General features: G+C 62.5%; 13 protein-coding genes. 7 read left to right on the top strand and 6 right to left on the bottom strand.

What is annotated here, in order from left to right:
* On the top strand, positions 1-1,329 hold a 1,329-nt coding region (locus ACY693_RS07295; protein ID WP_462321168.1), incomplete at its 5' end, for an ABC transporter permease.
* 70 nt (positions 1,330-1,399) lie between these two features.
* Complete coding sequence (locus tag ACY693_RS07290) at positions 1,400-2,485, top strand: ABC transporter ATP-binding protein (protein WP_462321167.1); 1,086 nt, start codon at positions 1,400-1,402, stop codon at positions 2,483-2,485.
* A 788-nt stretch (positions 2,486-3,273) separates the two neighbouring features.
* On the opposite strand, the gene ACY693_RS07285 is transcribed toward ACY693_RS07290, so the two are convergent.
* Positions 3,274-3,918 (bottom strand): L,D-transpeptidase, encoded by a 645-nt coding sequence (locus tag ACY693_RS07285; RefSeq protein ID WP_462321166.1) that lies wholly within the window; start codon positions 3,916-3,918, stop codon positions 3,274-3,276.
* Between the two features lie 146 nt (positions 3,919-4,064).
* Between ACY693_RS07285 and ACY693_RS07280 the strand changes: the two genes are divergently transcribed.
* On the top strand, positions 4,065-4,559 hold the full coding sequence (locus ACY693_RS07280) for a nitrous oxide-stimulated promoter family protein (protein ID WP_462321165.1): 495 nt from the start codon (positions 4,065-4,067) through the stop codon (positions 4,557-4,559).
* A 179-nt stretch (positions 4,560-4,738) separates the two neighbouring features.
* Here the strand turns inward: ACY693_RS07280 and ACY693_RS07275 are convergent, their stop codons facing one another.
* Positions 4,739-5,317, bottom strand: a complete 579-nt coding sequence (locus tag ACY693_RS07275; RefSeq protein ID WP_462321164.1) for an NnrU family protein — start codon at positions 5,315-5,317, stop codon at positions 4,739-4,741.
* Between the two features lie 233 nt (positions 5,318-5,550).
* Here ACY693_RS07275 and ACY693_RS07270 point away from each other — a divergent pair, with 233 nt between their 5' ends.
* Positions 5,551-6,597, top strand: a complete 1,047-nt coding sequence (locus ACY693_RS07270) for a M14 family metallopeptidase (protein WP_462321163.1) — start codon at positions 5,551-5,553, stop codon at positions 6,595-6,597.
* Positions 6,598-6,642: 45 nt separating this feature from the next.
* Here the strand turns inward: ACY693_RS07270 and ACY693_RS07265 are convergent, their stop codons facing one another.
* Positions 6,643-7,239, bottom strand: a complete 597-nt coding sequence (locus tag ACY693_RS07265; protein ID WP_462321162.1) for an NUDIX hydrolase — start codon at positions 7,237-7,239, stop codon at positions 6,643-6,645.
* Between the two features lie 182 nt (positions 7,240-7,421).
* Here ACY693_RS07265 and ACY693_RS07260 point away from each other — a divergent pair, with 182 nt between their 5' ends.
* The 3 genes from ACY693_RS07260 to phoR all read left to right on the top strand — a co-directional run bounded on the left by ACY693_RS07260 (position 7,422) and on the right by phoR (position 9,810).
* A complete protein-coding gene (locus ACY693_RS07260; RefSeq protein WP_462321161.1) occupies positions 7,422-7,619 on the top strand; it encodes a hypothetical protein in 198 nt (65 codons plus the stop codon).
* A 95-nt stretch (positions 7,620-7,714) separates the two neighbouring features.
* Positions 7,715-8,395, top strand: coding sequence for a phosphate regulon transcriptional regulator PhoB (phoB, locus tag ACY693_RS07255; RefSeq protein ID WP_462321160.1), 681 nt, complete (start codon positions 7,715-7,717; stop codon positions 8,393-8,395).
* The gene (gene phoR, locus ACY693_RS07250; RefSeq protein ID WP_462321159.1) at positions 8,395-9,810 is read left to right on the top strand and encodes a phosphate regulon sensor histidine kinase PhoR; all 1,416 of its coding nucleotides are present in this window, start codon (positions 8,395-8,397) and stop codon (positions 9,808-9,810) included. Before phoB ends, phoR begins: the two co-directional genes overlap by 1 nt.
* 51 nt (positions 9,811-9,861) lie before the next feature.
* On the opposite strand, the gene ACY693_RS07245 is transcribed toward phoR, so the two are convergent.
* From ACY693_RS07245 to ACY693_RS07235, 3 genes are all read right to left on the bottom strand, one after another.
* Positions 9,862-10,095: a BolA family protein gene (locus ACY693_RS07245; RefSeq protein WP_462321158.1), complete on the bottom strand. Its 234-nt coding sequence runs from the start codon at positions 10,093-10,095 to the stop codon at positions 9,862-9,864.
* A 122-nt stretch (positions 10,096-10,217) separates the two neighbouring features.
* Entirely contained in the window at positions 10,218-11,534 is a 1,317-nt protein-coding gene (locus tag ACY693_RS07240; protein ID WP_462321157.1) for a homoserine dehydrogenase, read from the bottom strand.
* 212 nt (positions 11,535-11,746) lie between these two features.
* A partial coding sequence (locus ACY693_RS07235) for an aminotransferase class I/II-fold pyridoxal phosphate-dependent enzyme (protein ID WP_462321156.1) occupies positions 11,747-12,132 on the bottom strand: 386 nt, incomplete at its 5' end.

Raw genomic sequence — 12,132 nt, 5'->3', positions numbered from 1 at the left:
TACACCGACACCGGCATGCTGGATTTTGCCGGGCCGCTACAGACGCTGATCCGCGACCTGACGGGCTGGGGCTGGGGTGACTATTGGTTTCCGCAGATCCGCTCGCTGCCCGGCGCCGCAGTGATGCTGTCGCTGGTCCTCTACCCCTATGTCTATCTGTTGTCCAGAGCAGCGTTCCTGAGCCAGTCGCTGTGCGTGCTCGATGTCAGCCGCACCCTCGGCAACGGCCCTTGGCAGACCTTCTTCGCCGTCGCGCTGCCGCTCGCCCGGCCAGCGATCGTCGCCGGTCTCTCGCTGGCGCTGATGGAGACGCTCGCCGACTATGGCACCGTGCAGTACTTTGGTGTACCGACCTTCACGACGGGTATCTTCCGCACCTGGTTCGGCCTCGGCAATCCGGCCGCTGCCGCTCAGCTCTCAGCGCTGCTGCTCGGTTTCGTGTTCGCGCTGATCCTGCTCGAGCGGACCTCACGCGGACAGGCACGCTACCATGAGACCAGTCGACGCCAACAGTCGATCCGACGCCTCGAGCTGAACGGCTGGCGCGCCCTGGGTGCCTTCGTCTTCTGCCTGGCCCCACTCAGCCTCGGCTTCCTGCTACCAGCTGGACAGCTGACGGCCTGGTCGATCAGGGTCGCCGACCAGCGTCTGGATGCTGAATTCGCCCATCTTGCGCTCAATAGCCTTGGCCTCGCCGTCGGCGCGGCCCTGCTCGCGCTCGCGCTCGCGCTGCTGCTAGGCTATGGCCGACGCCTGTTGCCAACGCGGTTGGTGCGCTCTGCAGTACGCACCGCTGGGATGGGCTACGCGGTACCCGGCACCGTGATCGCCGTTGGTGTCATGATCCCGTTCGCCTGGATCGACAACAGCGTTGATCATTGGATGCGGGCCACCTTTGGGGTCTCGACCGGACTGCTGCTGAGCGGGTCCCTGGTCGCGCTCATCTTCGCCTATCTGGTGCGGTTCTTGGCAGTATCCCTACAAACGGTTGAGTCTGGCTTGGGGAAGATTCGTCCCTCGATGGACGAGGCTGGGCGCTCTATGGGTCTTCGCCCGGCGCAGGTGCTGCGCCGCATTCACATTCCGATGCTCCAAGGCAGCTTGCTCACCGCACTGCTGTTGGTCTTCGTCGATGTGCTCAAAGAGCTGCCAGCAACCCTGATCCTGCGCCCCTTCAACTTCAATACCCTGGCGGTCCGTGCCTACGAGCTGGCCTCCGATGAACGGCTGGCCGACTCTGGACCGGCCGCACTGACGATCGTCGCCGCTGGACTCATCCCAGTCATTATCCTGAGCCGTTCGATCACCCGCTCGCGCGCCCATGCCTGATCCATCCGATCGTCCCGTTTCGGGCCAGGGCTTGCGCACAACTGCGAAGGCGTGTCATCAGAGCTGATCAATGATAGAGACGTTCAACAGGAGCACTCAGGCACGCCTAGAGGTGCGCGAGGTCGACGTTGCTTATGGCGAGACCACCATCGTCGGCAACGTCGGCTTCGTCCTTGAAACAGGCACCATCGGCTGCCTGCTCGGCCCCAGTGGCTGCGGCAAGACCACGCTCCTGCGCGCGATTGCGGGTTTCGAGCCAGTGAGTCGGGGTGAGGTCTTGATCCGCGGCCAGCGCGTGGCCAAGCCGGGCTGGATGCTACCGCCGGAACGCCGCCACATTGGCATGGTCTTCCAGGACTTCGCGCTCTTCCCGCATCTTTCGGTGGCGGGCAATGTCGGCTTCGGGCTGCGCACGACGAGCAGCAGTCAGCGGCGTCAGCGCGTCGATGAGTTGTTGGAGCTGGTCGGACTGAGCCATGCTGCGAGCCTCTTCCCGCACGAGCTCTCAGGCGGCATGCAGCAGCGCGTGGCGCTCGCCCGGGCGATGGCGCCGCGACCGGATATCCTGCTCCTTGACGAGCCCTTCTCGAGCATGGATGCCGAGCTGCGCGAGCAGCTTGCTCGCGAGGTCCGCACGCTGCTCAAGCGCGAAGGCGTGACCGCCATCCTGGTCACCCACGATCAGCTCGAGGCCTTCGCGATGGCGGATATGATCGGGGTGATGAGCCAAGGCGCTGTGCACCAATGGGGCACAGGCTTTGGCCTCTACCATGAGCCTGTCGATCGCTTCGTCGCCGATTTCATTGGTCAAGGCGTCTTGCTGCCGGCCAGCGTCCTCGATGCCGAGCAGGTGCGCACCGAGCTTGGTCAAATCAGCGGACAACAGCCCCATGGACTCGAGCCCGGAACCCCGGCCGAGGTACTCATTCGCCCGGATGACATCCTCTATGACGAGTCCAGCCCACGCCAAGCAACCATCGTCGAGCGCGCCTTCAGGGGCGCGGAGTTCCTCTACAGCCTGCAGCTTGATAGCGGCTCAGAGGTACTCTGCTTGGTCCCCAGCCATCACCGTCATGCGATTGGTGATCGCATCGGCATTCGCTTGGAGGCGGATCATCTCGTGGCCTTCGCCTGCCCTTGCACCGGCAAGTCCTGATATACCCATCGCAGATCGGTTTTCGGCATTCTGAGCCCGCTCCGGGTCGGGCAGCGGCGATCGGGGGACGCCGTGAATCCGTCCTTGGAGGCTTGACGACGGCATCCATGCCGTCGACACCCCCGCTCGCCGCCACCCGACCCTCCGCTATGCCATGTCGTCAATTGGCGTGTTACGGGTATACCTGCACCGATGGGGCCGATCAGGCTTGGCTTTGTGGCCCTGCCCCGCTTGGTCCTCGGTGACGGTCTTCAGCTCCATCTCTTCAGCTCAATCGGAGCGCTCCTCGGAGGAGGCGTCCGCAGCAGCGTCCTGCGTTGGCGTTTGCTCTGGTTTGGGCGTGGGCTTGCGCACGATTCCCGGTTGGGGCGCTGGCCCCTCACCATCGCGGAACAACCAGACAAACCCGCCGAGCATTGCAATGAGGGCGAGGGCAAGAAATACATTGGTCCAAAACATGTTGGCTTCCAAGGCGGGCCAGGTTGGCAACGAGGGCTGGGCAACAAGCCGCCTGCTTGGGTGAAGATGGGGATTGGATTGCCTACCGTCCGCAATTCGGAGCAACAACGGCTCAGATCGCGAGGGGGCTCGACCAACCCGAAGATTATAAGGCGATTTCTGTCAAAGCTCCTATCGCCTTGCTTGTCGTTTCGCTCGCCTTCTGCGTCACAGCGCCGATCACAGAGCCCAGCACTGCTTCCGACGAAACGCCCCAAGGGCAAACGAACATCCCGCGCGTCGGGAAGAGTGTTTCCGGCCATCGCCTAGACGCACGGCTGGCTCGATGCTCAATCAGCAACAACAACGCGATCGCCGACGCGCATCCGCTCATAGACAAACCTCGCATCCGCGTGTCGCAGTCGCACGCAGCCATGGGATTCGGGACGACCGGTCACATAGCCTTCATGGACAAAGTAAGGTCCGCGGAACTGCAGCGAATAGGGCATCGGAGTCGGTTGGTCGAAGGAGTTCGTGTAGCTGCCCGAGCGCTTGTTGCGGTCCTTTGACTGCCCGTGATAATCGCCCTTGGGCGTTGGATGCTCGGCCGTGCCAGCCGAGATGGGCCCGCTCCAGACCAGCTGATCGTCCTCGAAGTACTGAAAGCGCTGGCTTGCCAATCGGATGTCCAACTGGCGCTTCTCAGCGCTGGGCAACCTGTCGGGATCGGGCGGAGGCGGTACGACCTCCTGAGGCACAGGAGCCGAATCAGCCCGGGCCGCGGCCTGAGCCCTGCCTTGCCGCTCTGCGCTCGATCCTGGGCCGATATCCACCACCGTTTCGGACTGGTCGCCGGCCGCCCGCGTGGATATCGCAGCTCCTCCCCTCGTGTCGCTGTGGTACTCCGGCACATTCGACGGAAGCGGCGGATAGGGCTGCGAAGCGCAGCCGATGAGCAACAGCAGGGGCAAGGCTGCGAAAATGGGTTTGTACATCGGATGGAGTCCCGCGCAAGTCTGCTGAGCGACCGCGACTGTCACGATCAGCCAGTGTCGCCATGAGTCGGCGTCACCATGAGTGAGCGTCACAATTGATTGACAATTGTCAAACCCTCCTGGTGCGATATTTCGATAATAGTCCCATGCAGATGCCTGTCCAACATCCCAGCAACGCGGGCAAGCCCAGCGGCCAACCCCCCAGCGGTCGAGTCCCCAGCGGCGAGACCGATAAGCAGGTGCGCAGGGACCGAGATGAACTGTCAGAGGATTCGCTCTCGAAGCGCCCAAGTGGGCGCAAAGCCATGCGGCCCGCCAACAGCGGCCGTCGCATCCTGCGCGAGAAGCGCACCATCGCGGCCATGCTCACCATCTACTGCGCCGATCATCATCGGCTCAACGGTGCAACCCGTCAGCTTTGCGACTCATGCACCAGGCTGCTGCACTACGCCCATCAACGTCTCGACAACTGCGTCTTTGGCGAGTTGAAGCAGCCCTGCAACCGATGCACCGTGCACTGCTACAGCAAGAGCCTGCGACCCCGTATCCAAGAGGTCATGCGCTATGCAGGGCCACGCATGACCCTGCGCTATCCGTTGCTGAGTGCCCTGCATCTACTCGACAAGCTCCGGGCGCGCTAAGGCGATTTCTGTCAAAGCTCATACCGCCTTGCTAGTCTTTTCGCTCGCCTTCTTCGTCGCGGCGCCGGTCACATAGCTCGGCTATAGCCTGATTGGGCTCCCGGCGACGCTCCTCGAAGGCGAACGAACATCCTGCGCAATTCGGTATGAGCTTTTCCGGCAATCGCCTAAGGCCGCCGTCAGCCAATCGGCGAAACGCCAAACAATGCCTTGTGTGCCCAAAACAGAAAGAGCAGATAGAGTCCAAGCCCCCCAATCAGCGCGATCCAGTCGTTCAGCCGACCCGCCGGTGCACTGGGGGCTGGCACTGCTGCCCGGCGTTTGAGTGAGATACGATCCGCAACCGCCCAGGCCAAGAAGCTGCCGAACAGCAGCAGATCGGCCAAGGTGCCGTTAGCGAGAAGATGAGCCAAGGCCCAAATCTTGGTCGCCAGTAGCATCGGATGCTTGGTGGCTTGCTGTATGCGCCCGGGAAGGTAGGCGGCCAGCAGCAGCACGAACACCGGTAGCATCAGAAGCAGCGTGATATGACGCATCCAGATCGGCGGCTGGTAGATGACGATCGGATCAACACTCAGCCGGGCCTGCCCATAGCCAATCACGATCAGATAGAGACCGAGCAGGGCGATGAGACCGTAGATTAGCTTCCAAGGCACCTGCCCGAGCCGAGCAGCCATTCGATTGCGCCAGTCGGCGTCGATGATCGACACCGAATGCACGCCGAGAAACAGGATCAGTCCAACAATCAACCAGAGCATAGCGCGATGCCTCGCCAAATCAGTGACTTTGATCTCCTGCCAGGCTCCGACAGGCGCGTCACCAGGCTGCGAACAAGCTGAGACGAGCTGACGGAGTCAGCGCAAGAGCGCTCAAGAACGAGAGTCGGTGCTAGAGTACCCTATTGCCAGCGGGAACCGAGCCGGTACCTGCTAGGCCGGAGCGACACCAAATCAGGCGACCGGCCGAGACGACTCACAGGACCCGCCGACGCATGACCGAGACCCCCCTCTTTTTGACCGAGCTCGACCAGCTCCCTGACGGGCTGCTGCAGCTCAATAGCACCGAGCTGATCTCCCGGCTCGATGGCCCAACGCTGATCCATCTGGATGGCGAGCGTAAGCCAGCCCTCTTCCTGTCCGTGCTCATCCACGGCAACGAGCCAGTGGGTTGGGATGCGGCGCGTCTGTTACTCAGCCAGCGCCTCGAGCGCCACGGCGCGCTGCGTCTGCCGCGCGCACTGAGCCTCTTCATCGGCAACGTCCAAGCTGCCGCTGCGAACGCACGTCATCTGCCCGACCAGCCAGATTTCAACCGGGTCTGGCCTGGAACCGAAGCCTCGGCGTCTCCAACCCTACAGCTGATGGCCGAGGTGGTCGATCGTATGGCGCAGCGCGGGGTCTTCGCCAGCATCGACCTGCACAACAACACCGGCACCAACCCACACTACGCCTGCGTCAATCGCATCGACAATCGCTTCTTGCACCTCGCCAGGCTGTTCTCCCGGACGGTGGTCTATTTCGTTCGGCCAACGGGCGTGCAGTCGCAGGCCATGGCACAGCTTTGCCCGGCGGTGACGCTTGAATGCGGACGGGTAGGAGACCGTCATGGTATCGAGCACGCTCGAGAATTCATCGACGCCTGTCTGCACCTGTCGGAGCTGTCCGAGCATGCCTTGCCGGAGCAGGACATCGACCTCTTTCACACCGTCGCCCGAGTGACGATCCCAGAGCAGGTCGGCTTTGGGTTTCCTCCACTCGATGCCCAGCTGGTCCTCTCGCCCGAGCTCGAGCGATTCAACTTTCGTGAGCTACCGCCTGGAACCCCCTTTGCTCGGGCTCGCGCTGGTGGACAGGTCGAGGTGCGCGACGAGCATGGGCGCATCGTTACCGATCGGTTCTTCGTTATCGAAGAGGGCGAGCTTAAGCTGCGCGAGGCAGCCACGCCCTCGATGCTCACCGCCGATGCCGCCGTGATTCGCCAAGATTGCCTCTGCTATCTGATGGAGCGCTACAACCAGCACCTGCCTGCACGGCACTGAGCGGCCATGGTGATATCGGCCGCCGGCAGGCATTCTCGCTGGCGCTTACTCAGCCATCGCGACGACCGGCCCGTCCAGAGCAAGCTCGCTTCCCTGCCGCAGAAAGGCAGCGGCCCGATAGAGCCCCACCAGGGTCTTGGCATCGGTGATGGTGCCGTTGAGACACCAATCGAGCACCTGATCCAGCGCGATCCAATGCACCTCGATCACCTCATCTGCGCCATGCCCGAGATCGACCTCGCTCAAGCCACGGGCTAGGAAGAGATAGATGACCTCGGCGAAAACGCCTGGAGAGCTATGCAAGCGGCCGAGCGAATCCCAGGTTGCAGCGACCAAGCCAGCCTCTTCCGCAAGCTCGCGCTCGGCGGTTGCAGCGGGCCCTTCGCCCGGATCAAGCTTGCCCGCGGGGAGCTCCCAGAGCCACCCGCCAGCGACGTGGCGATACTGGCGCAGGAGGCAGACTCGACGGCGATCGTCGATCGCAACGGCCGCCGCCCCGCCCGGGTGACGAACGATCTCAAGATCGATGCAACGGCCGTTCGGCAAGCGCACAGGCTCGACCTCGACATCGATGATCTTGCCTTGAAAGACGGAACGTCGGGACAGGTCAGCCGCATCATCGGCCGGTTCGTCAGCGCTCAATATCTGAACCTAGAGGCAGGACATCCAAGCCTACAGAATAGTACCAGCCCAGCGCTCGACGCAAAGGACGAAAGTCATCGCTGATAAGAAATCGGTAGCCAAAGCACGACCGACATCCCACCAGCGGACAACCTACCAGTGGACATCACCCCCAGTAGACATCACCCCCAATGGACTTCACCATGAGCAGCGAACCAGTCAACACCGGCACGACTCGACGTCGATGGGAGACGCTCTGCCCTGATGAGCAGACCGCATTGCTCGAGGCCTATAACCGCTGGCTCGATCAATGGCCGCCGACCTGCTCACTTGCAGCAAAAACGGCTCGTTTCCGCGCCTGGCTCGAGACACAAGGGATCGATTTCGATCCAGATCGCTGACGGTGTTACTCGCCACGGCCGTGGTAACGCTATTGTCATCCGGTCGACATAGAATGCGCCGCATCGATCAGAGTGAACGCCGCGGGACCCTGCTAATGCCCATAGTGATGATCGTCGACGACGAGCCTGACATCCGCGAGGTGATGCGCTTTGCGCTCGAGGAAGGCGGCTACCAAGTGCTTGAAGCCGGCCATGCCGACGAGGCGCGCAAGCTGCTTAGCGATGAGCCCGACCTGGTGCTGCTCGATTGGATGCTCCCCGGGCGCTCCGGACTCGAGCTTGCCGCACAGCTCAAACAGAGTCCAAAGACGCGGAGCATTCCGATCATCATGGTCAGTGCCCGAGGCGAGGAAGAGGATCGCGTCAAGGGACTCGACACCGGCGCCGATGACTACATCACCAAGCCATTCTCGCCGCGCGAGATGGTTGCCCGGGTCAACGCTGTGTTGCGGCGCAGCAAGCCAGACGAGATCCGCGATCAGACCGAGATCGGCGGCCTGACGATCGACAATATCAGCCATCGGGTCAGCGCGAACGGGATCGCGATCGATATCGCGCCCACCGAGTATCGTCTGTTGCACTTCTTCATGACACACGCCGACCGGGCCTTTCATCGCTCGCAACTGCTCGATCAGGTCTGGGGCGATCAGGTCTACGTCGAGGAGCGCACGGTCGATGTGCATGTGCGTCGCCTGCGCAAGGCGCTCGAGAAGACCGGTCACGACCACCTGCTGCAAACCGTGCGGGGTGTCGGTTACCGCTTTTCGGACAAATGATGAGAAGCGCAGCCGCCTATGAGCTTGCACTCCTCGTCATCAGCGGACTCGGTGCCGGCCTGCTCATCGGATTCGGGCTCGAACCGGCACAAGCACTGCTGATCGCCCTCTGCCCGCTGTTCGTCCGCCACGCCTGGAATCTGTTTCGGCTCGCGCGCCTGATCCGTCGCCAACATCGCCTGGTACCACCTTTCCCTGGCGGCATCTGGGGCGACCTCTATCGCGCCATCGGCCAGTATCAACAACGCGGCCGTAAGGGACGCAAACGACAGCTTCGCTTCTTCCGCCGCTTTCGTGAAGCCGCCAACTCGGTGCCAGATGCCTTGGTGGTGCTCGACAAGAATCGCCGCATCGAATGGGCCAACCCAGCCGCGCAGGTGCTGATGAACCTGCACTGGCCACGCGACGACGGCAAGCCCTTGTCCGAGGTCTTCGAGCACCCCGAGCTCGCCAACTATATCCTCGCCGGCGAATACGCCCGCCCACTGGAGATGGCGCCGGCGCACAACCGCTCGATCATGCTCAGCGTCCGCGTCGCACCCTTTGGCGAGCGCAAGAAACAGCGTTTGGTCGTCGGGCGCGACATTACTAAGGTCTTCCATCTCAATCTGATCAGGCGGGACTTCGTCGCCAATGCCTCGCATGAGCTGCGCACTCCCCTGACCGTGATTACCGGCTTCTTGGAAACGCTGGCAGATTCAGCGCAAACGCCGGCCGGCCACCGACGGCCACTCAACCTGATGCAAAATCAAGCTGAGCGCATGCGCAGCATCATCGAGGATCTGCTGACCCTATCGCGTCTGGAGATGGAGGAGGCGGCAACCGATGTCGATCAGGTCGACGTCCCCTGCGAGCTCGAGCAGATCGTCGCCGACGCCTATGCGCTTAGCAGCGGTCGGCACCGGTTCGAGATCGACATCGATAGCGACTTGATGCTGCTGGGCAAGGATACGGAGCTGCGCAGCGCGTTTTCCAACATCCTCTTCAATGCCGTCAAGCACACGCCGCCTGGCAGCCAGATTCAGCTGAGCTGGTCGCAAACGCCAGATGGCCCAGTATTTCGCGTGACCGACGACGGCGCTGGCATCGCCCCCCAGCATATTCCCCGTCTGACCGAACGCTTCTATCGGGTCGACAAGGCGCGCTCACGCGAATCCGGTGGCACCGGGCTCGGTCTCGCGATTGTGAAGCATGTGCTGGGCCGACACGACGCACGCTTAGCGGTGGCCAGCGAGCCGGGTCAGGGTGCCAGCTTCAGCTGCCACTTCGCGCCGACCAGCGCCCTGAATGCGACGCAGATCGAGGAGACCCATATTTCCAAACAGGAAGCCAATGATGGGACTAAAGCCGAGGGCGATCTTCAGACCAACCCTGGAGCCATGCGCCTCGCGGCTCCCTTAACGAACCCGCACTGAGCCGGAGCTCGCCACCGATCCTGATCGGATCGAGGCGAGAGCGCACGCGGCTCAGGCCGATCGCTGCTCTGGTGTCAGCGTCTTGATCGATAGCGCATGAAGCTCGCCAGAGGCGATCTGCGCCTTGACGGTATCCATCACCAAGCGCTGCTTCTTGATCGGCGTGAGACCGGCAAAGGCATCACTGACTACGACCGCTTCGAAGTGACTCCCGTCACCGGTGACCTCGACCTCGGCTCCGGGAAGCCCCGAGCGGATCAGTTGGGCGACTGCTTCGGTTTGCATTGTCTTACTGCTCGCTTGTCGGTGGACCAGGTTGGTCCTGTTCTATGTCGTATCGGCTATGTTGGGCTGCGATACCGATCGACCAAGCGTGATTCGACAATCGAGTCAGCAGCCCCCCGGACTCAGCCCTCGAGCCCTTCCATCCGAATGCGCACCACCTTGCCCGAGATCCCATCGAAGGCCTCGATACGGGCGATGGCACGATTCATCGCGGCCTCTTCGATCCGGTGGGTGAGCAGGATGAGCGGCACCGTGGTCTCGCCTTCAGCCGGCTCCTTCTGCTTGATCGCCTCGATGCTGATGCCCTCCTCACTCAAGATGCCGGCGATACTGGCCATCACCCCGGGTCGATCCAGCGCAGTGATGCGCAGGTAATACGCGGTCTCGACGGCGTCGATTGGCAGCACCGGGGTATCGGTCAGCTCATCTGGCTGGAAGGCCAGGTGCGGGACACGGTTGGTCGGATCGGTCGTCAGCGCGCGCACCAGGGCGACCACATCCGCCACCACGGCCGAGGCGGTCGGCAATGCGCCGGCACCAGCACCGTAATAGAGTGTTGGCCCCACGGCATCACCTTTGACCAGCACCGCGTTCATCACACCATCGACATTGGCGATCAGCCGCCGATGTGGGATCAGCGTTGGATGCACCCGCATCTCGATACCGGCGGCGGTGCGCCGGGTAATCCCCAGATGCTTGATGCGGTAGCCAAGCTCCGCGGCAAAGGCGACATCCTGTGGCTCGATCTGCGAGATCCCTTCGGTAAAGGTCTTATCGAACTGCAGCGGGATGCCGAAGGCGAGCGAGCCGAGGATCGTCAGCTTATGCGCCGCGTCGATACCTTCGACGTCGAAGGTCGGGTCCGCTTCCGCATAGCCGAGCCGCTGCGCCTCGGCGAGCACATCGGCGAAGTCTCGACCCTTGTCGCGCATCTCGGTGAGGATGAAGTTGCCGGTGCCATTGATGATGCCAGCGATCCATGCGATCCGGTTCGCGGCGAGGCCCTCGCGCACTGCCTTGATGATCGGAATACCACCCGCGACGGCCGCCTCGAACGCGACCATCACACCCTTAGCCTGGGCCGCAGCAAAGATCTCGTTGCCATGCAGGGCGATCAACGCCTTGTTGGCGGTGACCACGTGCTTGCCGTTCTCGATCGCCTTCAGCACCAGCTCGCGAGCCGGCGAATAGCCACCGATCAGCTCGATGACGATGTCGATCTCAGGGTCATCGACCACAGCAAAGGCATCATCATTGATGCGCCCGATCTGCCCTAAGCCGTCGATCCGCTCGGGATCATACTGGCGTGCAGCGGCATGCGTGATCTGAATGGCACGGCCAGCTCGGCGCGCGATCTCATCGGCATTGCGCGTCAGCACAGTGACACTGCCACCGCCAACGGTGCCCAAGCCCAGCAAACCAATCTTGACCGGCTCCATAGGTTCTCCTCAGTTCTAAACGCTGCTCACGGCAAGCTGCTCAGGGTATTAAGGCCGCGCATCATAGGCGCATCTGTTGAGCAGCGCCGGCCTTGGGCCTGCTGCTTGGGGTGTCGATCGCCCGGATGGCGATCGTCAAGCCCCCATGGATCGGGATCACGGCGTCCCCAAGCAGCAGGCGCCAGGCCGGCGCTGCGGCGGTTGGTCTCAGACTAGCCAGCGCGCGCGTCCTCGCGGAACATCTGCTTGATGCCACGCACCGCTTGGCGGGTGCGATGCTCATTCTCGATCAGGCTGAAGCGCACATGATCATCGCCGTAATCGCCAAAGCCCACGCCCGGCGAGACCGCAACCTTGGCATCGCGAAGCAGCTTCTTCGAGAACTCGAGCGATCCCATCTCGCGGTAGGCCTCTGGGATCTGCGCCCAAACGAACATCGTCGCCTTCGGACGCTCGACCGCCCAGCCCGCCTCATTCAAGCCATCGCAGAGGCAATCGCGACGGCTCTGGTACATATCACGGATCTCAGCCACACAATCCTGTGGCGACTCCAGCGCATGAATCGCGGCGACTTGGATCGGCGTGAAGGTGCCATAGT

Source organism: Halochromatium sp. (genome assembly GCF_054919635.1).
The sequence above is the reverse complement of the archived record's forward strand: the minus strand, read 5'-3'. Positions and strand labels throughout refer to the sequence as shown.